The sequence below is a fragment of the Haloarchaeobius sp. HME9146 genome (assembly GCF_025399835.1).
Lineage (GTDB): Archaea > Halobacteriota > Halobacteria > Halobacteriales > Natrialbaceae > Haloarchaeobius.
In genome coordinates this window covers 2,784,752-2,808,152 of sequence record NZ_JAODVR010000001.1, presented here as the reverse complement: position 1 = coordinate 2,808,152, position 23,401 = coordinate 2,784,752, and the positions used below count along the sequence as shown (strand labels likewise).

21 protein-coding genes are annotated in these 23,401 nt (G+C 65.1%); 12 read left to right on the top strand and 9 right to left on the bottom strand.

What is annotated here, in order from left to right; translation table 11 throughout:
* Positions 1–16: 16 nt before the first annotated feature.
* The 4 genes from N6C22_RS14485 to N6C22_RS14470 are packed head-to-tail and all read left to right on the top strand — an operon-like array spanning position 17 to position 5,202.
* Entirely contained in the window at positions 17–1,159 is a 1,143-nt protein-coding gene (locus N6C22_RS14485; RefSeq protein WP_261651832.1) for a BMP family protein, read from the top strand.
* Positions 1,160–1,200: 41 nt separating this feature from the next.
* A complete protein-coding gene (locus N6C22_RS14480) occupies positions 1,201–2,751 on the top strand; it encodes an ABC transporter ATP-binding protein (RefSeq protein WP_261651831.1) in 1,551 nt (516 codons plus the stop codon).
* The gene (locus N6C22_RS14475) at positions 2,748–4,040 is read left to right on the top strand and encodes an ABC transporter permease (RefSeq protein ID WP_261651830.1); all 1,293 of its coding nucleotides are present in this window, start codon (positions 2,748–2,750) and stop codon (positions 4,038–4,040) included. The genes N6C22_RS14480 and N6C22_RS14475 overlap by 4 nt, the downstream gene beginning before the upstream one ends.
* The gene (locus N6C22_RS14470; RefSeq protein WP_261651829.1) at positions 4,033–5,202 is read left to right on the top strand and encodes an ABC transporter permease; all 1,170 of its coding nucleotides are present in this window, start codon (positions 4,033–4,035) and stop codon (positions 5,200–5,202) included. Before N6C22_RS14475 ends, N6C22_RS14470 begins: the two co-directional genes overlap by 8 nt.
* 15 nt (positions 5,203–5,217) lie before the next feature.
* On the opposite strand, the gene N6C22_RS14465 is transcribed toward N6C22_RS14470, so the two are convergent.
* Positions 5,218–5,436, bottom strand: coding sequence for a hypothetical protein (locus N6C22_RS14465; protein ID WP_261651828.1), 219 nt, complete (start codon positions 5,434–5,436; stop codon positions 5,218–5,220).
* 114 nt (positions 5,437–5,550) lie between these two features.
* Here N6C22_RS14465 and cdd point away from each other — a divergent pair, with 114 nt between their 5' ends.
* From cdd to N6C22_RS14450, 3 genes are all read left to right on the top strand, one after another.
* Complete coding sequence (gene cdd, locus N6C22_RS14460) at positions 5,551–5,955, top strand: cytidine deaminase (RefSeq protein WP_261651827.1); 405 nt, start codon at positions 5,551–5,553, stop codon at positions 5,953–5,955.
* A 48-nt stretch (positions 5,956–6,003) separates the two neighbouring features.
* Entirely contained in the window at positions 6,004–6,825 is an 822-nt protein-coding gene (locus N6C22_RS14455; protein ID WP_261651826.1) for a nucleoside phosphorylase, read from the top strand.
* A gap of 176 nt (positions 6,826–7,001) precedes the next feature.
* Positions 7,002–7,820, top strand: coding sequence for a YihY/virulence factor BrkB family protein (locus N6C22_RS14450; RefSeq protein WP_261651825.1), 819 nt, complete (start codon positions 7,002–7,004; stop codon positions 7,818–7,820).
* Positions 7,821–7,885: 65 nt separating this feature from the next.
* Here N6C22_RS14450 and N6C22_RS14445 read toward each other — a convergent pair whose 3' ends face one another.
* Entirely contained in the window at positions 7,886–9,043 is a 1,158-nt protein-coding gene (locus tag N6C22_RS14445) for an NAD(P)/FAD-dependent oxidoreductase (protein ID WP_261651824.1), read from the bottom strand.
* 69 nt (positions 9,044–9,112) lie between these two features.
* Entirely contained in the window at positions 9,113–9,646 is a 534-nt protein-coding gene (locus tag N6C22_RS14440) for an Rrf2 family transcriptional regulator (protein ID WP_261651823.1), read from the bottom strand.
* A gap of 126 nt (positions 9,647–9,772) precedes the next feature.
* Between N6C22_RS14440 and N6C22_RS14435 the strand changes: the two genes are divergently transcribed.
* Complete coding sequence (locus N6C22_RS14435) at positions 9,773–10,708, top strand: NAD-dependent epimerase/dehydratase family protein (RefSeq protein WP_261651822.1); 936 nt, start codon at positions 9,773–9,775, stop codon at positions 10,706–10,708.
* Between the two features lie 9 nt (positions 10,709–10,717).
* Here the strand turns inward: N6C22_RS14435 and N6C22_RS14430 are convergent, their stop codons facing one another.
* On the bottom strand, positions 10,718–11,092 hold the full coding sequence (locus N6C22_RS14430) for a hypothetical protein (protein WP_261651821.1): 375 nt from the start codon (positions 11,090–11,092) through the stop codon (positions 10,718–10,720).
* A gap of 150 nt (positions 11,093–11,242) precedes the next feature.
* Between N6C22_RS14430 and rocF the strand changes: the two genes are divergently transcribed.
* Positions 11,243–12,169, top strand: coding sequence for an arginase (rocF, locus tag N6C22_RS14425; protein WP_261651820.1), 927 nt, complete (start codon positions 11,243–11,245; stop codon positions 12,167–12,169).
* A 45-nt stretch (positions 12,170–12,214) separates the two neighbouring features.
* On the opposite strand, the gene N6C22_RS14420 is transcribed toward rocF, so the two are convergent.
* From N6C22_RS14420 to N6C22_RS14405, 4 genes are all read right to left on the bottom strand, one after another.
* Entirely contained in the window at positions 12,215–12,646 is a 432-nt protein-coding gene (locus N6C22_RS14420; protein WP_261651819.1) for an ester cyclase, read from the bottom strand.
* Between the two features lie 109 nt (positions 12,647–12,755).
* Entirely contained in the window at positions 12,756–15,254 is a 2,499-nt protein-coding gene (gyrA, locus tag N6C22_RS14415) for a DNA gyrase subunit A (RefSeq protein ID WP_261651818.1), read from the bottom strand.
* Entirely contained in the window at positions 15,255–17,168 is a 1,914-nt protein-coding gene (gene gyrB, locus N6C22_RS14410; protein WP_261651817.1) for a DNA topoisomerase (ATP-hydrolyzing) subunit B, read from the bottom strand.
* Between the two features lie 158 nt (positions 17,169–17,326).
* Positions 17,327–17,659 (bottom strand): hypothetical protein, encoded by a 333-nt coding sequence (locus tag N6C22_RS14405; protein WP_261651816.1) that lies wholly within the window; start codon positions 17,657–17,659, stop codon positions 17,327–17,329.
* Between the two features lie 114 nt (positions 17,660–17,773).
* Between N6C22_RS14405 and N6C22_RS14400 the strand changes: the two genes are divergently transcribed.
* Complete coding sequence (locus N6C22_RS14400; protein WP_261651815.1) at positions 17,774–20,200, top strand: DNA topoisomerase VI subunit B; 2,427 nt, start codon at positions 17,774–17,776, stop codon at positions 20,198–20,200.
* Positions 20,197–21,288, top strand: coding sequence for a DNA topoisomerase IV subunit A (locus tag N6C22_RS14395; RefSeq protein ID WP_261651814.1), 1,092 nt, complete (start codon positions 20,197–20,199; stop codon positions 21,286–21,288). Before N6C22_RS14400 ends, N6C22_RS14395 begins: the two co-directional genes overlap by 4 nt.
* A gap of 141 nt (positions 21,289–21,429) precedes the next feature.
* Here the strand turns inward: N6C22_RS14395 and N6C22_RS14390 are convergent, their stop codons facing one another.
* Positions 21,430–22,500: a zinc ribbon domain-containing protein gene (locus tag N6C22_RS14390; RefSeq protein WP_261651813.1), complete on the bottom strand. Its 1,071-nt coding sequence runs from the start codon at positions 22,498–22,500 to the stop codon at positions 21,430–21,432.
* Positions 22,501–22,720: 220 nt separating this feature from the next.
* On the opposite strand from N6C22_RS14390, the gene N6C22_RS14385 reads away from it, so the two are divergent.
* A complete protein-coding gene (locus N6C22_RS14385) occupies positions 22,721–23,395 on the top strand; it encodes a hypothetical protein (protein WP_261651812.1) in 675 nt (224 codons plus the stop codon).
* Positions 23,396–23,401: the final 6 nt, after the last annotated feature.

Genomic DNA, 23,401 nt, shown 5'->3' with positions numbered 1-23,401 from the left:
CATGGTACAACGACATATGAAGGGTGACAGACGAACGTTTTTGAAGAGTGCAGGTGTGGCAGGCACCATCGCACTTGCGGGATGTATCAGCAGTACTGACGATTCTGGCTCGACCAGTACGCCGACCGAAGAGTCCACAGAATCCTCCGGTGACGAGACCGACACGCAGACCGAGGAGCAGTCCACCTCCACCGGCGAGGTCGCGGCCAACGTCGGGATGGTGTACGCGACGGGTGGCCTCGGCGACAAGTCGTTCAACGACATGGCACAGCGCGGCGCAATCCAGGCCAAAGAGGAACTCGGCATCGCCTTCGACGAGGCCCAGCCGGAGACGAACTCCGACTTCAAGCCGGCCCAGCGCCAGTTCGCCCAGGAGACCGACCCGAACTACGACCTGATCAGCTGTATCGGGTTCGCCCAGACGGACGCGCTCAAGGAGAACGCGAGTCGCTACTCCGACCAGCACTTCATGCTGGTCGACTCCGTCGTCGAGGCGGACAACGTCGCGAACTACGTGTTCAAGGAGCACGAGGGCTCGTTCCAGGTCGGCCACCTCGCTGGCCTCCTCACCTCGCAGTCGTTCTCCACCGCCCAGGCCGAGACCAGCGGTGACTCCACGACGCTCGGCTTCGTCGGTGGCGTGAAGGCCCCGCTCATCGAGAAGTTCCAGGCCGGCTTCGAGGCCGGTGCGAAGTACGCCAACAGCGACATCGACGTCCAGAGCTCCTACATCGGCTCGTTCAACGACCCGACGGCCGGGAAGGAAGCCGCCGCCTCGATGTACGACTCCGGTGCGGACATCGTCTACCACGCCTCCGGTGCGACCGGTCTCGGCGTGTTCCAGGCCGCAAAGGAGAAGGGCAAGTTCGCCATCGGCGTCGACGCCGACCAGTCCCGCAGCGACCCGGACTTCAAGGAGTACATCCTCGCGAGCATGGTCAAGCGCGTGAACACGGCCGTCTTCGAGGCGATCGAGTCCGAGGTCAACGGCGAGTTCCAGGGTGGCAGCGTCATCACGCTCGGTCTCGAGCGCAACGGTGTCGAGTGTGTCTACGGCCAGACCCTCGGCTCCGAGATTCCCCAGTCCATCAAGGACAAGATCTCCCAGTCCCGCGAGGACATCATCAACGGAGACATCTCCGTCCCACAGACACCGTAGATAGGTGGTGCCACAATGGGCCACGACCGGGGGGATAAGAGATGACTGACGCTATTCGCCTCGAAGGTATCACGAAGCGGTTCCCGGGCGTTATCGCTAACGACAACGTCAACCTCACCGTCGAGAAGGGCAGTGTGCACGCCCTGCTCGGCGAGAACGGGGCCGGGAAGACGACGCTGATGAACGTCCTCTATGGCCTGCTAGAGCCGAACGAGGGCGACATCTACGTCGACGGTGAGAAACGAGCGTTCGACTCGCCGCGCGATGCCATCGACGCCGGTATCGGGATGATCCACCAGCACTTCATGCTGGTCGACCCGATGACGATAACCGAGAACATCGTCCTCGGGAACGAACCCCGGAAGTACTTCGACCTCGTGGTCGACAAGGACCGGGCGAGACAGGAGGTCCGCGAGCTGAGCCAGCGATACGGCTTCGACGTGGACCCCACCGCGACCGTCGAAGACGTGAGCGTCGGCGTGCAACAGCGCGTCGAGATCCTGAAGGCGCTGTACCGCGGTGCCGACACGCTCATCCTCGACGAGCCGACGGCCGTGCTGACGCCCCAGGAGGTCGAGGACCTGTTCGCCGTCATCGACGAGCTGACCGACCAGGGCAAGACGGTCATCTTCATCACGCACAAGCTCGGCGAGGCGATGCACTCGGCCGACGACATCACCGTCCTCCGGGACGGCAAGACCATCGCGACGATGTCCGCCGACGGCGTGACGCGGGAGGAACTCGCCGAGAAGATGGTCGGCAGAGAGGTGCTCCTCGAAGTGGACGCACCCGACCAGGAGCCCGGGGAGACCGGGCTCGAGGTCGAGACACTCACCGTCACGGACGACGAGAACATCGACGTGGTCAACGACGTGTCCTTCCAGGTCCGCGAGGGCGAGATATTCGGCATCGCGGGCGTCGACGGCAACGGCCAGGCGGAACTCGTCGAGGCCGTCACCGGCCTGCGACTTCCCTCGGAAGGACGCATCCACGTCGAAGGCGAGGACATCACCGACAAGACCCGGCGTGAGCGCATCGACGACGGGATGGCCTACATCCCCGAGGACCGCCACGAGCGCGGGCTCGTGATGGACTTCGACCTCGTCGAGAACGGCCTGCTCGGGAGCCAACACAGCGCGCCCTACGCCGAGAACGGCCGCATCGACTGGGACACGGTTCGCAACCACGCGGAAGACATCATCGAGACGTACGACGTCCGTCCCCCGAACCCGGACGCCGAAGCACACTCGCTCTCCGGCGGGAACCAGCAGAAGTTCATCGTCGGCCGCGAGTTCGCCCGCGACCCGCGGGTCGTCGTCGCCACCCACCCGACGCGGGGTGTCGACATCGGCTCGACGGAGTTCATCCACGAGCAGATCCTCGAACTCCGCAAGCAAGGGCGCGCCATCCTGCTGGTCTCGTCGAAGCTCGACGAGGTCCGCCAGCTATCCGACAGACTCGGTGTGATGTACGAAGGAGAGATCATGGACGTCGTCGACCCGGACGAAGCGACAGAAGAAGACATCGGCCTCTTGATGGCCGGCGAACAGCCAGACGGACTGGAGACGGTCCGGGCCGAGGAGGGACGATGAGCCGACTTCGAGACATCCTCGACCGGTTCGCCGCCGTCTCCGGCGCGGAACGACTGTTCATCAGTGCCGCCGCGCTGGTACTCTCCATCGTGGTCGGCGGCTTCCTCGTGTTCTTCTCCGGTCTGGCGGCGTCGTGCCAGCAGGCCACGCAGTTCCACCTCGCGATTCCACTGCCCGGCGCGTTCGAGATACTCCTGTTCGACGGGAGCATCTCGCTGTTCGGCGCGACCGCGTGTTACGACCCCATCAACGTCTACGGGAAGCTGTTCATCGGAGCCATCGGTGGCTTCCCGTGGGAGCCGGGCTGGTCGGCGACGAACTTCTCGATGGAGGTCCTCCTCCAGCGAGCGACGCTGTTGCTGTTCACCGGCCTCTCGGTCGCCGTCGCGTTCCGCGCCGGCATGTTCAACATCGGGACCCAGGGCCAGCTCATCTTCGGGGCACTCGCCTCGGCGGTGGTCCTCATCGCAGCCGGCGATGTCGTCCCTGGCGGTCTCGCCGGGACGGTCGTCCTCGTCCCGCTCGGACTCCTCACGGGTGCGATCTTCGGCGGTATCTGGGGTGCGATTCCCGGCGCGCTGAAGGCGTACGCGGAGGCGAACGAGGTCATCACGACCATCATGCTGAACTTCGTCGCGCTGTACCTCGCGACCCTGCTCACGAAGGAGTTCTTCCAGGACCCCGGCGCGGGCATCACGCAGACGCGGTCGGTTCCCCAGAACGCGTTCTTCCCGAGCCTCCCGTTCGGGTTCACCGAGGGAACCTTCTCGCTGCTGGTGTTCTTCTTCGCGCTCGCACTCGCAGCCGGCGTGTACGTGCTGCTCTGGCGGACCTCGTTCGGGTTCGACGTCCGGACGAGCGGCCTCCAGCCGGAAGCCGCGACCTACGGCGGCGTCGATGCCGAACGGACCATGGTCGCCAGTATGGCGCTCTCCGGTGCCCTGGGTGGCATCGGCGGTGCAGCCTGGGTGCTCACCTCGACGGGTCGCTTCCTGAGTTCGGTGCCGTCGCTCGGCTTCGACGGCATCACCGTCTCCGTGCTGGCGGGGAACAACCCGGTCGGCGTCGTCTTCAGTTCGCTGCTGTTCGGCGTCCTGAAGAGCGGAGGCAACGCGCTCAACTTCGAGACGGACGTGCCGCCGGAACTGACGGCGGTCCTCTCCGGACTCATCATCCTGTTCGTCGCCATGCCGGAGTTCTTCCGCATGATCGGCCGGCGGTTCCCGGACTTCGGGGCGACGGACGACACTGCTGCCGTCGCGACCGACGGAGGTGAGAACGATGGCTGAAGCCGAGACCGAGACGCTTGGTGACCGTCTGAGCGACCTCGGAACCCGCCGACTGGCGGCCTACGCGACGGCCGTCTTCATCGGCGTCCTCGCACTCTGGGGCCTCGTCGCTCCACAGTCGACGGCCGGGAAGATCGTCTCGACCGCCGTCAGCCAGAGCACCATCGAGTCGTCGCTCCGGCTCGCGGTGCCTATCGCGCTCACCGCCGTCGGCGGTATCTACGCCGAGAAGAGCGGTGTCATCAACATCGGGCTCGAGGGACTGCTCATCGTCTCCGCGTTCGTGAGCGTCCTCGTCACCGAGCGCCTCGGTGCCGGTGGCTCGACCGGCCTCCCGCCGGTCATCAACCTCGACATGGGCGGCACCATCTACCACCTCGACCCCGGCTACCAGGTGCTCGTGCCGAACATCTGGGTCGGGTTCCTGGCGGGTGTGCTCACCAGCGTGTTGTTCGCACTGCTGTTCGGCATCATCTGCATCGAGTTCGAGGCGGACCAGATCATCGCCGGTCTGGCGGTGTGGCTGGTGGCGCTCGGGCTCGCCCCCTTCGCCGCCAAGGTGTTCTACAACCGCCCCTCGACCCCGCAGGTCGGGACGGTCGGTACCTGGTCGATTCCGCTGCTCTCGGACATCCCGTTCATCGGGCCCATCTTCTTCGAGGCGAGTCCGATGGTGTTCATGATGCTCATCGCGGTCCCCGGGTCGTGGTACGTCATGAACCGGACGAGCTTCGGCTACTGGGTCCGCGCGAGCGGTGAGAACCCGAAGGCACTCGACACGGTGGGCGTCAACGTCCACCGCGTCCGCTACGCGGCGGTCCTGCTCTCGGGATTCTTCGCCGGTATCGGCGGCACCGCGCTGTCGGTCGGGAACATCGGCCAGTTCTCCGGTGCAGGTCAGACGATGGTCGACGGGCGTGGTTTCATCGCCATCGCCGCCTACCTGTTCGGGAACTACAACCCCATCGGGGCGTTCGGGGCGTCGTACCTGTTCTCCAGTCTGCAGGCGATCCAGCTTCGACTGCAGGGGGTCCAGATCGACATCCCGACGGAGATCTTCCTCATGCTGCCGTACGTGGTCGTCGTCGCCGTGCTCGTGCTGGTCGGCAAGACCCGCACGCCCGCGGCAGCTGGCGAACACTACGACTCGAACGAGGACTGACCGCCGCCAGCCCGGTTACGCTTCTTCCGTCGCCGTTTTTGCCCGGTGCGCCATCGTCGCCTTGAGCGCGAGCAGGACGAACACGAGCCCTTCGATGCGGGCGGCTTTGACGACCCAGGGCTTGACCTCGAACTCTTCGGGCGTGTCGTACGCCAGGCGCGTCCAGAAGTTCGTGAACCGCTTCGGGAACAGGAACTCCAGCAGGCCGAACACGAGCATGACCGTTCGGAACATACTGCACGGTACGGGCCCCGGACGGAAGAGTCGATATTCACCGTGCTGAACGATTCGTCGGCGTGAACAACCTGTCTCGGTGGGTACTTGGGACGGGTCGGCGTACGTGGTGCTATGGACGACGACGCCCTCATCGCCGCCGCTCGCGAGATGCTCGACCGAGCCTACGCACCGTACTCGGAGTACACCGTTGGCGCGGCCATCGAGACCGCCGACGGCACCGTCTACACCGGCTGCAACATCGAGAACGCGAACTACTCGAACAGCCTGCACGCCGAGGAGGTCGCCATCTCGCAGGCCATCAAAGAGGGCCACACCGAATTCGTCAAGATTGCAGTGACCTCGGGCAAGCGCGACGGCGTGACGCCCTGTGGGATGTGCCGGCAGACCCTTGCGGAGTTCTGTGACGACGACTTCGTCGTGCTGTGCGACGAGGAAGACGGCTACGCCGCCTACGAACTCGGCACCCTCCTCCCGGACACCATCACCGCCGAGATGGTCGCTCGCGACGGCGAGTGAACGACCCGAGTGGACAGACCTATTTTCTTGCCCGCGTAACGCGGTTCCATGACTGGCAACAGCGAAGACCCCAACGCTGACGTGCAGTACCACATCGAGGTCGGCCCCGAGGACGTGGCCGACACGGTCCTCCTCCCCGGCAACCCCGAGCGAGTCGACAAGATAACCGAGTTCTGGGACGACCACGAGGAGCGCGCCTACCACCGCGAGTACCGAACTGCGACCGGGACCTACGACGGGACACCCATCTCGGTCACCTCGACCGGTATCGGCTCTCCCTCTGCGGCTATCGCGGTCGAGGAACTCGCTCGCGTCGGCGTGGACACGTTCATCCGCGTCGGCTCCTGTGGCGCAATCCAGCCGGACATGGAGGTCGGCGACCTCGTCATCACGACCGGCGGCGTCCGCCAGGAGGGTACGAGCAAGGAGTACGTCCGCGAGGACTACCCCGCGACCGCCGACTTCGAGGTCGTGAGCGCGCTCATCGCCGCCGCCGAGCGCCTCGGCTACGACTATCACACCGGCATCACGATGTCCGCCGACTCCTTCTACGCCGGACAGGGCCGACCCGGCTTCGAGGACTTCCAGGCTGCCGGTGGTGAGGAGCTGGTCGAGAACCTCAAGGAGGCCAACGTCAAGAACATCGAGATGGAGGCCGCTGCCATCATGACCATCGCAAACGTCTACGGCCTGCGCGCTGGCGCGGTCTGCTCGGTGTACGCAAACCGAATCACCGGCGAGTTCCGGACCGAGGGCGAGTCCCGTGCCTCGGAGTGTGCGTCGCTCGCGACGAAGCTACTCGCGAAGATGGACGAGAAGAAGGCAGAAGCCGGTGTCGACCGCTGGCACGCCGGGCTGTCGCTGGACTGAGTCTGGCGAACAGGCGACGAACCTCACTACGCTCGCGCGGAGGGTCGTCGCACACCCGCCGTGTTCCCCGCGCGGCTGCGTTCAGGACACGACGGGTTTCGGTCCGTTCTGGTACTTCAAGTGGGGGCCCGCCGTCAGGGGGGCCGATTACGGTCGCAGGTCGCCATATGTGACGTATGGACCTCCAGTCGGTCGTCGAACGGGCGAAACTGGTCAAGCGCGTCTTCGGCGAGAAGAACGTGACCTTCCTCGCCGGCAGCATCGCCTACAGCGCCTTCGTCTCACTCGTCCCGTTGCTCCTGTTCGTCTTCCTCGCGGTCTCGGTGTTCGGCGCGCCCGAACTCCAGGAGCGAATCGTCGAGGTCACCACTAGTAGCGTCTCCCCGTCGGTGGGCGGCATCATTGAGGTGATGATAGACCAACAGCGCAGCGCCGGGGCGGGCTCCACTGTCGGCGCGTCCGTCATCGGGGTGCTCACGCTCGTCTGGGGTGCCATCAAGGTGTTCCGCGGCATCGATACCGCCTTCTCGGCGGTCTACGAGACGACCGCGAAGGAGACGTTCGTCGGCCAGTTGAAGAAGAGTCTGCTGATGCTCGCCACGCTCACGCTGGGAATCGTCGCGATGGTCGGGGCGACCAGCGTGGTCGCGTTCTTCTCGTTCGTCCCGTTTATCGGGCTCGTGGTCCCTCTGGTACTGGTCGGCGGGCTCGTCGTCGCGTTCTTCCCGATGTACTACCTGTTCCCGGACGTCGAGACCGAGCCACGTGACGTCTTGCCCGGGACGCTCGTCGCGGCCGTCGGGTGGACGCTGCTCCAGGTGCTCTTCCAGGTCTATGCCTCCCTGAGCGGGGACGATAGCAACCTCATCGCGAGCGTCCTGCTGCTGGTCACCTGGCTCTACTTCTGTGGGGTCGTCCTGTTGCTCGGTGCTGTCGTGAACGCGGTCGAGCGGGAGCCTGGGACCGCCGAACCGGACGTGGGCGGCGAGGGCTGACTGCCCACCGGGAGCCACGGCTGGCTGGTCGAGGTAAGAAGACGGGGAGAAAGACGGCGTCGGGTCTACAGCGCGTCCCAGGACTTCCGGGCGCGGTTCCAGGAGGTGACCGTCGCGATCCAGCGGGCGGCGATGAGCTTCTTCAGCGTCTCGGCCGGGAAGCCACCGAACGTCGAGATGGGGAGCATGTCGACGTCGTGGGCGACCGCCTTGTCGCCGATGGAGACGACGGTCCCCTTGTCGTTGTGGGTCCAGGATTCGAGGCGCTGGCCGTTGATGGCGCGGACGACGTTCTCGGCGGCGACTTCGGCTGCCTGCCAGGCGGCCTGGGCCGTCGGCGGGGCGGGGCGCTCGCCGGGCTGCTCGATGACGGCGGAGTCGCCGATGGCGAACACGTTCTCGTCGGAGGTCTGGAAGGTCATGTCCGCGTTGACGCGGTTGTGCTCGTTCTCGAGGTCGACCTCGTCCATGCAGTCGTGGCCGGTGATGCCACCGGTCCAGAGGAAGACGTCGTAGTCGAGGGGCTCGCCCTCGTCGAAGTGGATGGTACCCTCCTCGGCCTCGGTGATGGGGTCGTTCGTGAGGATCTCGATGTCGGCGTCCTCGAGACGCTTGCGGAGCGCGCCCTGGATCTCCGCGTCGCCCGGCGGGAAGATCTCTTCGAGCGCTTCGACGAGGTAGATGTCCATCGGGGCGCGGTGCTTGTCGCGGAACTCCGCGATCTCACCGGCGGACTGGATGCCGGAGAGACCGGCACCACCGACGACGACGGTCGCACGGTCGTCTCGGGTCGCGTTCTCGGCGGCCGCTTTCACCTGTTCGTGAATCTCGAGGGCGTCGTCGAGGTTCTTGAGCGTGAGCGAGTGCTCGGCCATCCCGGGGATGCCGTAGTATGCAGTCTGGCTGCCCATCGCGACGACGACGTAGTCGTAGTCGACGGTGGTGTCGTCGGCGAGTTCGACGACCTGCTCGTCGACGTCGACGTTCGTCACTTCGCCCTTGATGAACTCGGTCCCGGGGTCGGCGATCTCGCCGACGGGAATGGTTATCTTGTCCTGCACGTTCGGGTCCCGGATGCAGCGATGGGACTCGTGCAGCACGAGGTGGTAGTCCTTGTCGGCGACCCACGTCAGTTCGACGTTCGGGCCGACCTTCTCCTGTAAATCGTTGATGGTGCCTGCGCCGGCATAGCCCGCGCCGAGCACGACGACCTTCGTAGCCATACGGCAACCTCAGAAACCGACCGATACAAAGGTGTTGAAACCCCGGCGGGTGTGCGAACTGTTGGCAGTCTAATGCGCCGGCTCTTCGGCCGGTGCCTCCATCTCATCGATGCGAAGGATGACGATGTTGTTGGTGTCGTCCTTCCCGTCGACGGTGCCGGCGATGCGGAGCTTCGAGAGCGGCGTCGGACCGACGATGACCGAGTCCCCTTCGTGGATGTCACGCACTGACCCCTGCACGTGAATCTCGGCACGACAGAGTTCCGGGTGGTGGACCGACGAGAGGTCGATCTCCTCGACGATGGCGTCCTCGACCTCCTCGCCCTCGTGGAAGAACGGGACGGTCGCGGGCTCGTCCATCTGCTGTATCTCGAGTGCTTCGTACGCGGCGGCGGTCGGCTTGTACCCACCCTTCGGGCCGGGTACGCCCTCAACCAGCTGGAGGGCCTTCAGACTCTGCATCTGGTTGCGGATGGTCCCCGGATTCCGGTCGACACGCTTGGCGATGTCCTCACCCTTGACGGCGTCCTCGGTTTTCCGATGGAGGTTGATGAGTGCCTGCAAGATGTTTTTCTGGCTCGGGGTCAGCTCGATTGACGACATGGAAAATCATTCGTAATTAGCGTCCTTAAAGGCGTGGGATACTGGCCGATTCGGCAGACTGTCCAGTTCGTCAGGGTGAGGACAGTAAACGATAGTGATACAAGCGTCGCCGAACGACCCCGACGCATGCAGGACAAGCGCGTCCTCGTCACAGGTGGCGCAGGCTTCATCGGTTCGAATCTCGCGAACTATCTCGCACAGGAGAACGACGTGGTCGTCGTCGACGACTGTTACCTCGGGACGCCCGAGAACCTCGACGACGGCGTCGAGTTCGTCCAGGCGAGCGTCCTCGACGACGACCTCCCGACCGAGGGCGTCGACGCTCTCTTCCATCTCGCGGCACTCTCCTCGCTGAAGATGCACGAGGACTCCCGCGAGAACCTCCTCAACGGCCTTCGTGTCAACGTCGAAGGCTTCGCCAACACGGTCGAGCAGTGCCGGCAGGACGGCTGTGACACCGTCGTCTACGCCTCGACCTCCTCCATCTACGGGAACCGCACCGAACCGTCGCCGGAGTCCATGGACGTCGCCGCGAACACCGGCTACGAGGCTTCCAAGCTCGCCCGCGAGCGCTACGCCGAGTACTTCCACAACTACCACGGCCTCTCGATGGCCGGCATGCGTTTCTTCTCCGTCTACCAGGGCTACGAGGGCGGTGCCGAGGAGCACAAGGGCGAGTTCGCCAACATCGTCGCCCAGTTCGCCGACTGGCTCGCGAACGACGAACCGCCGGTCATCTACGGTGACGGGACCCACACCCGCGACCTCACCTACGTCGACGACATCGTCCGCGGGCTCGAAGCGGCCGCGGACCACGAACTGACCGGCATCTACAACCTCGGCACCGGCGAGCAGTACTCCGCGAACGAGATCGTCGAGACGCTGTGTACCATCATGGGGAAGGACATCGAGCCGGAACACGTCGAGAACCCCATCGACGAGGACGTGTTCGTCCAGCACACGATGGCCGACCACACGAAGATGACCGAAGCGACCGGCTGGGAGCCCCAGGTCAGCTTCGAAGAAGGGATGCGTCGCGTCTGCGCGCCGTACCTGGACTGAACGAACGACTCAGTCGAACTTTCGGCCCGCGGTTATCGCTTCCCACTTCCGCGCGTCGGCGTACTCCTCGTTGTCGGTGGCGTACACCATGATACGAACGATGAGCCACGGGAGCATCCACATCGCGATGAACCCTGCAGAGGCGACGATGACGATGGCGGCGATGTCCGGGCGTGCCAGGAACCCGAGCCAGTAGACGAACGCACCGAGGACGGCGAACGACCCCAGCCGGACGAGGACCTGTTCGGCACGAAGCTGTCGGAGGTCGTACAGCGAGTTGTTCTGGAACAGTCGCCCGAGGAGGATGGCGGCGAGGACCCAGACGACGAACCGGAGCGGGAGGTTCCCCAGGCCGTCGTAGCTGGTCGAGGCGTCCGTGCTCATGTGACTGAGTAACGCGAGACGGTGACTTGTAAGTGCGGGAAAGTACAGCGCGCGTTTTTCTTTTCAACCAGACTACCTCTCTCCGTTCCCGCGCCCTCTCTCACGGTCCCAACCGGTTCGTTGATAGGTGCGCCACGACAAGCGACGGACATGAGCAGAAAGGTGAGACTCATCGGTGCACCGACCGACTACGGAGCGAACCGACGTGGCGTCGACATGGGACCCTCGGCCATCCGCTACGCCGGGCTGGCGGCGCAACTGGAGAAGGCAGGCGTCGAGTGTGTCGACACCGGTGACCTCCTCGTGCCGACAGCGGAGACGCGCGACCCGGCGGCGGAGGAACCGGACGAGGAGGGCCGCGATGCGAAGTTCGTCCGCGAGGTCGAGGATGTCTGTACCCGCCTCGCCGACCGAGTTGCAGAGTCCATCGACGACGGCTACGTCCCGCTCGCCCTCGGTGGCGACCACTCCATCGCCATCGGCTCGCTGAAGGGTGCCTCCCGCGACGCGGAGATCGGCACCATCTGGTTCGACGCCCACGGTGACTACAACACGCCCGAGACCTCGCCGAGTGGGAACATCCACGGGATGCCCCTGGCAGCGGCGCTGGGCTACCGCGACTTCGAGGGTGTGGAGTGGGCGAACTCGCCGAACCTCAGCGAGGAGAACACGGTCTGGGTCGGCCTGCGCGACATCGACAGCGACGAAGCAGAGGCCATCCGCGACAGCGAGGGCACGGTGTTCACCATGTCCGACATCGACGAACACGGCATCGCCGAGGTCGTCGACCAAGCGCTGGAAATCGCGACCGCGGGCGTCGACGGCATCCACGTCAGCCTGGACCTCGACTGGCTCGACCCCAACGAAGCACCCGGTGTCGGGACGCCGGTCCACGGCGGCGTCACCTACCGCGAAGCGCACTACGCGCTCGAACGCGTCGCCGAGTACGACCGGAACCACGACGTGCTCCGCTCGCTGGAACTCGTCGAGGTGAACCCGGTGCTCGACGAACAGAACCAGACCGCGAAGCTGGCGACCGAGCTGGCGGCCAGCGGGCTCGGCAAGCGCATCATCTGAACGCGCCGGAAACGTCGTTTCTCGGTGACCCGTGACGGGCTCGTCCTACACCCTCGTATCGCTCAGTCCGTCGAGTACGCTCGGCAGGTCGAGGAACGTCCGCGACTCGGCTATGAGACCGTCCTCGAAGGCGTAGAGAACCATCCCCTCGGTCCGGAGCGTGTCGTCCGTCGGAGCGACGCCCGCGATGGGGCCCTCGTGTGTCCCAGTCACCTCGAAGTGGACGGCCACGAAGTCACCCTCGCAGACCACCGCACGGACCGTCGTCCGGAGGTCGGGGAACGCTTCGTGGACGGAGGCGACCGCTGCGGCCTCACCGGCGGCGTCGACCGGGTCCGTGGTGAGTCCGCAGGCCTGGTAGTCCGCCGTGACGAGGTCCGGGTCGAACTGGCCCGTCTGCCAGCGACTCTCGAACAGGGCACACGCGTGTTCGCGCTTCTCTCGAATCGTCAGGGCTGTGGGGCTGAGTGTCGGCATTGGTGGTCGTCGACGTGATGGTCGAGTAGCCAGAGGGATGCACGCGAGGCCCATAGCTAATGAGCGACTATTCGAGTACGGAGAACGGAAGGATGGGGTCGGTGAGAGCTTACTCGGCGGCAGCCTCTTCGGCCTCGTCGACCTCGTCCGGTTCATCCGGGACGGTCGGGACGACCTCGACGGTCGCGACCGCATCGTCTGCAGCGACGTCCATCACGGTCACGCCCATGGTGTTGCGGCCCTGGAGCGAGATGTCCGAGACGCGGGTCCGCATGATCTGGCCCTGTTCGGACATAACGACCGCGTGGTCGTCCTCGCTGACGGCCTTCACCGACGTGACGGTCCCGTTGCGTTCGTTCGTCTTGATGTCGATGAGACCCTTCCCGTAGCGGGACTGGCGGCGGTAGTTCGACAGGAGCGTGCGCTTCCCGTAGCCGTTCTTCGTGACGGTCAGGAGTGCGCGCTCGTCGGCCTCGTCGGTGGCGACGAGCCCGGCGATGTGGTCGTCCTCGTCGAGCTTGATGCCGCGGACGCCGCGGGTGTTGCGACCCATCGTCCGGACCTCGTCCTCGTCGAACCGGATGGTCATCCCCTGCTCGGTGCCGATGACCAGGTCCTTCGTGCCGTCGGTGACCTCGACGTCGACGAGTTCGTCGCCGTCGTCGAGTTTGGCGGCGATGATACCGGTCGAGAGGATGTTCTGGAAGTCCTCGGTCTTCGTCCGCTTGACGTAGCCGTTCCGGGTGGCCATCGTGATGGCCTCGTCTTCCTCGAAGTCGTCCGTGTTCACGACGGCGGTTATCTCTTCACCGTCGTCGAGGTCGATGATGTTCACGGCCGACTTCCCGCGGGCGGTGCGGGACATCTCGGGAATCTGGTAGCCCTTGAGCTGGTACACCTGCCCGTGGTTGGTGAAACAGAGGAGGTAGTCGTGGGTGCTCGCGCGGAACACCTTCGACACCCGGTCGCCCTCCTTGATGTCGCCGCCGATGATGCCCTTCCCACCGCGGTGCTGGGCGTCGAACGTGTCGACGGGCATGCGCTTGACGTAGTCGTCCTCGGTGAAGACGACGAGCACGTCCTCCTCCGGGATGAGGTCCTCGTGCGTGACCTCGCCGGTGTCCGCGACGAAGGAGGTGCGGCGGTCGTCGTCGTACTGGTCTTTGACCTGCCGGAGCTCCGTCTTGATGACGTCGAGGAGCTTCTCCTCGCTGGCGAGGACGGATTCGAGGTACTCGATGGTCTCCTGGACCTGTTCGTACTCGTCCTCGATCTCGGCGCGCTCCATGCTGGTGAGCGAGCCGAGTTGCATCCGGACGATGTGCTCTGACTGCGCCTCGGAGAGCTCGTACGTCTCCTCGAGCCCGGTCTTCGCGGCGTCGCGGTCGTCGGAGTTCCGGATGAGTTCGACCACGTCGTCGATGTGGTCGAGCGCCTTCAGCCGGCCTTCGAGGATGTGTGCGCGGTCCTCGGCCTGCTGGAGGTCGTACTGCGAGCGCCGGCGGACGACCTCCTTGCGGTGGTCGATGTAGTGCTCGAGCGTCTCCTTCAGCGAGAGCACCTTCGGCTGGCCGTCGACCAGCGAGAGGTTGATGACACCGAACGTCTTCTCGAGGTGGTGCTCGATGAGCTGGTTCTTGACGACCTCGACGTTCGCACCGCGCTTGAGGTCGATGGCGACGCGGACGCCGTCACGGTCGGACTCGTCGCGCAGGTCCGAGATGCCCTCTATCTTGCCTTCGTTGACGTTGTCGGCGATGCGCTCGACGAGGCGGGCCTTGTTCTCCTGGTAGGGCAGTTCGGTGATGACGATGCGTTTCCGGTCCTTCTTCCAGTCCTCGACCTCGAACTCGGCGCGGATGCGGATGCGGCCGCGGCCGGTCGCGTACGCCTTGCGGACGGCGTTGCGGCCGACGATGTTCGCGCCGGTCGGGAAGTCCGGGCCCTTGACGTGCTCCATCAGGTCGTTCACGTCGGCTCCGGGGTTGTCGATGACCTCGATGGTCGCGTCGATGATCTCGCCGAGGTTGTGCGGCGGGATGTTCGTGGACATCCCGACCGCGATACCCGTGCTGCCGTTGACGAGGAGGTTCGGGAAGGACGCCGGGAGCACGTCGGGCTCCTCGAGGCGGTCGTCGTAGTTCGAGGAGAAGTCGACCGTGTCCTTCTCGATGTCCTCCATGAGCGTCTCGGCGATGGGTGCCATCCGGGCCTCCGTGTACCGCATGGCTGCGGCCGGGTCGCCGTCCATGCTGCCGAAGTTCCCCTGGCCGTCGACCAGCGGGTAGCGCATGGAGAAGTCCTGGGCCATGCCCACGAGGGTGTCGTAGATGGCCTGGTCGCCGTGGGGGTGGTAGTCACCCATCGTCTCGCCGACGATGGACGAACTCTTCCGGTGGCTCGACCGACTCGTGACGCCCATGTCGTGCATCGCGTAGAGGATGCGGCGGTGGACGGGCTTGAGGCCGTCACGAACGTCGGGCAGGGCACGCCCGACGATGACGGACATCGCGTAGTCGATGTAGCTCTGCTCCATCTCGTCCTCGATGCGGACGTGTTCGATTCGGTCTGCTGGAACGTCGGGGGATTCGGGGGCTTCTGAACTCATCTATATGTCGACCCAGTTGGCTTCGGGGGCGTGTTCCTTGATGAACTCCTTTCGCGGGCCGACGGCGTCGCCCATCAGCACGGAGAACATCTTGTCCGCTGCGGCTGCGTCCTCGATGTTGATCTGCTTGAGGACGCGTCGGTCGGGGTCCATGGTGGTGGACCAGAGCTGCTCGGGGTTCATCTCGCCGAGGCCCTTGAACCGCTGGACCTGCGTCGGGTTCCCGTTGCACTTCTCCTCGACCACCTGCTCGCGCTCTTTCTCGTTCATCACGTCGTACGTCTTCCCGTTGTAGCGGATGCGGTAGAGCGGCGGCTTCGTCGCGTAGACGTAGCCGGCCTCGAGCAGCGGGCGCATGTGCCGGTAGAGGAACGTCAGCAGGAGCGTCCGGATGTGCGCCCCGTCGACGTCGGCGTCGGTCGCCATGATGATTTTCTTGTAGCGGGCGTCCTCGATGTCGAACTCGTCACCGATGCCGGTGCCGATGGCGGTGATGAGGTTGCGGATTTGCTCGTTCTCGAGGATGCGGTCGAGGCGGTGCTTCTCGACGTTGAGCACCTTCCCACGGATGGGCAGGACCGCCTGGAACTCGGGTGCGCGAGCCTGCTTCGCGCTCCCGCCCGCGGAGTCACCCTCCACGATGAACAGCTCGGCCTCGTCGGGGTCGCGGGTCTGGCAGTCCGCGAGCTTGCCGGGGAGGCTCGTGGACTCCAGCGCCGACTTCCGGCGCGTCAGCTCCTCGGCCTTCTTCGCGGCCTTGCGGGCCTTCGCGGCCTCGACCGCCTTCGAGACGATGGCGGTGGCCGTGTTCGGGTTCTCCTCGAAGTAGGTGCCGAGGTTCTCGTGCATCGCGCTCTCGACGATACCACGAACCTCGCTGTTCCCCAGCTTCGTCTTCGTCTGGCCCTCGAACTGCGGGTCCGGGTGTTTCACCGAGATGACCGCGGTGAGGCCCTCGCGGATGTCGTCGCCCTTGAGGGTGTCGTCGAGGTCCTTCAGCAGGCCGTTGTTGGTCGCGTAGTCGTTGACGACGCGTGTCAGGGCCGTCTTGAACCCGGTGAGGTGCGAGCCGCCCTCGCGCGTGTTGATGTTGTTGGCGAAGGCGTGGATGGAGCCCTGGAGTTCGTCGGTGGCCTGCATGGCCACCTCGACCTGGATGTTCTGCTCCTCGTCCTCGAAGTAGATGACGTCGTCGTGGAGCGCCGTCTTCGTCTCGTTCAGGTAGCGGACGAAGGCACGGATACCACCCTCGTAGTGGAACGTCTCGGACTTGCCGTCGCGCTCGTCGACGAGCGAGATGTTCACGCCGGAGTTGAGGAACGCGAGTTCGCGCAGGCGGTTCGCGAGCGTGGTGTAGGAGTAGTCGTCCTGCTCGAAGATGTCCTGGTCGGGCCAGAAGTGGATCGACGTCCCGTTCTCCTCGTCCGGCTCCATGTCGCGGACCCGTTCGAGTTCGCCCTGCGGGACACCGCGTTCGAAGGCCTGTCTCCAGACCGCGCCGTCACGGGTCACCTCGACCTCCAGACGCTCGGAGAGCGCGTTCACGACGCTCACACCGACGCCGTGGAGGCCACCAGAGACCTGGTAGGACTTGTTGTCGAACTTCCCACCGGCGTGGAGGACGGTCATGATGACCTCGACGGCGGGTTTGTCGTACTCAGCGTGTGTGTCGACGGGGATACCGCGTCCGTCGTCAGAGACGCTGATGGAGTTGTCCTCGTGCACCGTGACGGTGATGTCGTCACAGTAGCCGGCGAGGGCCTCGTCGATGGAGTTGTCGACCACCTCGTAGACGAGGTGGTGAAGGCCCCGAGAGTCAGTAGAACCGATATACATCGCCGGGCGTTTGCGGACAGCCTCCAGGCCTTCGAGGACCTGGATTTGACCGGCGCTGTATTCATTTTCGTCGGACATGAAAACCTGTTCTCGCCTACACTGCCACGGGTTATAAAAGTCACGTGTGCGCTCGCGCGCGTGAACCGAGATTCAGTGATGGCGCGGTGACCACGGGGCAGCGACGACAGCCCAGCCGGTCCTCGTTCGGGTGTCGACCGGCGGAGAAAGAGACGTGTTCAGATATCTTCGATGTCGTACGTGCCGAGCAGCTCGGTCCGGGTCTGCTGGTAGCCGCCGACGACGGCGAAGAACACGCCGAACGCGCCGAGCAGCATCAGCGTCGAGGCCTCGTGCCCGGTCGTCATCGTGTAGAGCGCGAGCGCGGCGAGCAAGACGGCGTTGACCGCCGAGAACGCGATGCCGGCGAGGAACCACAGCGGTGTCTCGTCGACGGACCACGGGCTGTTCCGGAGCGTCAGAAGCGTCGCCGTCGAGACCAGCAGGGCCGCGAGCGCGACGGCGACGACGACGAACGTGTAATCGGTACCGGTGGGTCCGAGTAGTGGCATCTCTTGACACGTCGATACAGGACGGACATATATCACGTTACTGGCCGGGGTGCTTCACTTCCACCCTGCTTGCACACGGCTTTTAACCCCGCGGGCGAAACGTTGCGCCACAGAATGACGTCCTTCCAGTCGACACTCGGCGAGGAAGCAGGCATCGCCGAGGAGTTGGCCGAGAGCCAACGGGCCATCTCCATCGCCGAGTTCTTCGAGAAGAACAAGCAGATGCTCGGCTTCAACAGCGGAGCCCGAGGGCTGGTCACTGCGGTCAAGGAAGCCGTAGACAACGCCCTCGACGCCGCCGAAGAAGCCAAGATTCTCCCCGACGTCTACGTCGAGATCCAGGAGGCGGACGACTACTACCGTCTCATCGTCGAAGACAACGGGCCGGGCATCACCAAGGAATCGCTCCCGAAGGTCTTCGGAAAACTGCTGTACGGGAGTCGCTTCCACGCGCGCGAGCAGTCACGCGGGCAGCAGGGTATCGGTATCTCCGCGGCCGTCCTCTACTCGCAGCTGACCAGCGGGAAACCCGCCAAGATCACCTCCAGAACGGAGGGCGCTGCCGAGGCGAACTACTACGAGCTCATCATCGATACGGACACCAACGAACCCGAGATTCGCGAGGAGAAGACCACCTCGTGGGACCGCCCCCACGGGACCCGTATCGAGCTGGAGATGGAGGCGAACATGCGGGCGCGCCAGCAGCTCCACGACTACATCCAGCACACCGCGGTCGTCAACCCGCACGCCCGCATCGAGCTCAAGGAACCGCAGGAGCACTTCAAGTACGAGCGCGCGACCGACGAACTCCCGAAGGAGACCGAGGAGATTCGCCCGCACCCCCACGGGGTCGAACTCGGGAACGTCCTGAAGATGCTGAAGGCGAGTGACTCCCACTCCGTTTCGGGCTTCCTGCAGTCGGAGTTCACCCGCGTCGGGCGCAAGACCTCCGACAACATCATCGACGAGTTCCGCGACCGCTACTACGGCCGCGAGATGGCGTGGTCGCTCCCGGACGACGACGCCCTCCAGCAGGCCATCGACGACGCCGTGAACAACAAGCCGTCCGACGCGAAGGCGACGTTCGCGGAGGCGGTCGTCTCCGGACTCCACGACGCCGCCAGCGACGGGCGCGTCGCCCATCACCAGGTCGCCACGGCTGTTACGAACGCTGCGGGCGACGACGACCTCGGTACGACCTTCGGCGACACCGTCCAGGAGAACGTCGTCGAGGCGGTCTGGCGCACCATCACCGGCTACGGACTCGACGAGGAACCGGACCGGCTCCTCGACGACATTCGTGCATATGCTGACGACGCGACCAGCGTCCAGAAGGACGACGCGGTCGTCGTCGCGTTCGCCGACCGGCTCGCCGCCAAGTTCGTCCCCGAGGGGGACGCCGACTACCGGAACCGCCTCACCCGCAAACAGCTGCGGGACTACGTCGACCGCGCCGCCGACATGACCGAAGAGCGTGAGGACGCGACCTTCGGCGACACCGCCCGCGAGAACGTGGTCGACGCGGTCTGGGACGGAATGGTCACCGTCCCGGACGACCCGCCGAACGTCAAGGACCTCGCGGAAGACCGCGACGGGACGAGCGACCTCGTGGCGGCCATGCGCGTCACCGACATCATGGCACCGCCGACCTCGTGCCTCTCGCCCATCACGTCAGAACTCGTGGAAGCAGGCCTGAAGAAGGTGTACGACGCCGAGTTCTACGCCTCCGCCTCGCGCGACGCCGAGGTCCACGCCGGCGACCCGTTCATCGCCGAGGCCGGCATCGCCTACGGCGGCGAGTTGCAGGCCGAGGGGCAGGCCGACCTGCTCCGGTTCGCCAACCGCGTCCCGCTCGTCTACAAACGCGGCGGCTGTGGCATCACCGAGGTCGTCAAGGGCATCGGCTGGCGTAACTACAACCTCGACCAGCCCGGCGGCTCGGGCATCCCGAACGGCCCGGTCGTCATCATGGTCCACGTCGCCTCGACCAACGTCCCCTTCACCAGCGAATCGAAGGACGCGGTCGCCTCGGTCGAGGTCATCCAGGACGAGATCGAACTCGCCATCCGCGAGGCCGCACGCGAACTCAAGTCCTACCTGAAGAAGCAGCGCTCGATGCGCAAGCGCCAGAAGAAGCAGAACGTCCTCGCGGAGATTCTCCCGCAGATGGCGGAGAAGGTCGCCCACGTCACGGGCCGCCCCCAGCCGAACATCGACGACGCGATGGCGCGTATCATGAACAACGTGCTCGTCGACCGCGAGACCACAGTCGACGGCGACACCCAGACGGTCAAACTCGTCGTCGAGAACCACTCGAACACGAACGAGTCGCCCGACGTGACCGACATCGTCGACGCCGAGCCACAGGACGTCACAGACGGCGCGACCGTCGTCGAGATGGAGGGCGAGTGGTTCATCAAGTGGACACCGGACGTGTCCAGCGGTGACGAGGCCGTCCTCGAGTACACCGTCCCGGCAGACGCATCGTTCGACCTCAGCGTGAGCGAGGTCGAGGCAGCCAAACTCACCGTCAACCAATGAGCACCGACACAGACGCCCAAGCACGGCAGAAACTCATCGACCTCGCCGCAGAGTTCTACGACCAGTTCGAGGGAGGCCAGATTCCCACGATGACCCTCCCGACCCGGACGAAGTCCAACATCATCTACGACGAGGACAAGAACGTCTGGGTGTACGGCGACCGGACCTCCTCGCGCTCGGCCAACTCGGTCCGGGGCGCGCGAAAGCTCCTGAAGGCCGTCTACACCATCGACTTCCTCGCCCAGCAGCTCGACGAGGACCGCTCGTCCACCCTGCGTGAGCTGTACTACCTCTCCGAGTCCTGGGACAACGAGGAGGCGCAGTTCAACGGGCAGGACGAGTCGAACAAGCTCGTCGAGGACCTAGAGATCGTCAGCGAGGTCAAGCGCGAGGACTTCCACATGCGCCCGGAGGAGTCGGGTGCGACACTGATCGGCCCGCTGAAGATTCGCGAGCAGACCCGCCGCGGCGAACGCGAGATCCACTGCCAGAAGGACGTCGGCGAGGGCGGCTACCAGATTCCGAACAACCCCGACACGGTCGAGTTCCTCGACCACGACATCGACTTCGTCATGTGCGTCGAGACCGGTGGTATGCGCGACCGGCTCGTCGAGAACGGGTTCGACGAGGACTACAACGCCCTCGTCGTCCACCTCAAGGGTCAGCCCGCCCGAGCGACCCGCCGCATCACCAAACGACTCCACGACGAACTCGACCTCCCGGTCGTGGTGTTCACTGACGGTGACCCGTGGTCGTACCGCATCTTCGGGTCGGTCGCCTACGGCTCCATCAAGTCCGCACACCTCTCGGAGTACCTCGCGACGCCGGAGGCCCGCTACGTCGGCATCCGCCCACAGGACATCGTCGAGTACGACCTGCCGACGGACCCGCTCTCGGACTCGGACATCAACGCCCTGGAGTCAGAGCTGGACGACCCGCGCTTCCAGTCCGACTTCTGGACCGAGCAGATCGAGCTCCAGCTCGACATCGGGAAGAAGGCAGAACAGCAGGCACTCGCCGCTCGCGGTCTCGACTTCGTGACCGACACCTACCTGCCAGAGCGGCTGGACGAGATGGGAATCATCTGAGGGCGGTCCCGGGCCACAGGCCAGTTTCGGTAACCTGTCGTTCTCTGGCAGCCGTCGTTTTCGGCCATCCGTTGTTCTCGGGCACCCGTCGTTCTCAGCTACCTACCGTTCGCGGCGGCTGCGAGCAACAGCATTCGCCAGTCAGAAGTCGTGTTCGAACTCGAAGCCGCCGTCGTCGGACGGTGCGGTCGCAGCGTCTTCGTCCGCCGAGTCCGCCGCCGTCTCCTCTTGCGGAATCTCCGTGTCGGTCTCCCCGTCAGCACAGGACCGACAGTAGTGGTTCGTCCCCGTCTCGTAGGTCTTGACGGGGACACCCAACACGAGGAACTGGTCGCTGTAGCGTCGCTCGACACCGGCCTCGATAGGCGAGAGGCACGCGGTACAGGGCAGGTCGGGGTCGTAGACGACGCGCTCTGTCACGTCCTTCGTCCGGCCGAAGTCGGTAAACGAGTGCTCCGAGCTGGCCGCCCTGGACGCGGCGACCGCGCCGCCGATGAGCATCGCGCCGACGAGCACCACCAGCGCCACCTCCTCGAACACCAGCGCCAGCCCGAACAGCAGGGGCAAGAACAGCATGAGGCCGAGGAAGCCGAGGATGAGCCCAGCGACCACGGCTGCTGTCCCCTTCGAGCGCGACCCCTCGTGTGACTCGGTTACGACCGTCCCCTCCGGGCCGTCCCGACGGGTCAGCACGAGTCGTTCGGCGTCGGCGTAGTACTTGTAGGCGGCGTAGGCGGCGTTACCGAGGCCCGACGTCCACCAGATGGTCGTCAGGGCGACGAGGACGTGCATCCCGGCGCTCCCGTATGACCGGTCGACGAGCACAACCCGATCGCCGAGATCCTCCTCGATCTCCCAGCCCTCGATGAGCCGGGCGTCGACGCGCTCGCGAAGCGTCCGGTCGGCACCGCGTCTGTACCGGCTGTCCGGCGGGTCTCGTCGCTGGTTCGCCGAGTCCGCTTGCTCTCGCCGGTCACGGGGTCGTCGGTCTCGTCCCCGAGTGTCGTCTTGTCGGGACTGGTCAGCGTGCGCTCGGGAGGTACCATCGGCCTCCCGGGAGGTGGTGGCGCGACCCGTCTCGTGTTCGTCGAGGGCTGGCACGCGTGTGCCACACTGGGGGCAGAACCGTGCGTCCGCCCCGAGGCGAGACCCGCACCGGGAACAGAACGGCGGCGCTGCCGTGCCGTCGTCGCGGGGACTGCCGGAGTCCATACGTCAACATAGTGACCAGCGGGGTAAATCGTTTTGGCCCCGGTATTGTCGAAAGAATGGGCTATCGTGGACTGACTCCCGTTCCGGGTCAGCGACGGACCTAACAGAAACGCTCCACGTGCGGCGTGTCGAGGTAACCCATACGTAATCTTATAGTAAATGAAGTCGTATCACTTGCATGAATAGACGACTCGTTCTGGCGATAGCACTGTCGTTGTGTATGGTGACTGCAGGCTGTCTCTCCGGCGGCACAGGCGGTGATGCAGACCCAACAGACACCCAGAGTCCCGGCGATGCGGGCGATGGGGCCGGCGGCTCCGGCGACGGCGATGCCGGGGATGGCGACACCGGCAGCGGTGACAGCTCGTCGCTCCAGCCCGGCGAATGGACCGTGTTCGACTTCGACGAACCGGCCACCTACACCTACGACGTCTACATGGAAGGCGAAGGCGAGGGCGAGCTCATCTGGGACGTCCAGAGCGTCGACGGCGACACGGTCACCGTCCGGATGGTGTACGACGTTGCCGGCGAGCGATTCGACTCGACGATCACCGGCACCAAGGAGACCGTCCAGAGCCAGCTCTACACCAACCCGGCGGGCATCCTCCTCGTGACGACGATGTTCACCCCCGCCACCTGGTACGCCGGACAGGACCTCAGCGAGGGCACCAAGTGGTCCTACACCACCCAGGACGGCTCGGCGAGCTTCGCGGTCACCGGCACCAACACCTACGCGAACGTCGAGTGCTACACGTCCGAGATGACGGTCGACCAGCAGGTCCTCCACGAGGGCTGTTTCGCCCCGCAACTCGGTCTCGCACCCTACACCGCGTACTACAACGAGGACGGGAGCCTCTCGATGGAGATGAAGCTCGTCAGCTACGAGAAGAACTGAGCGACC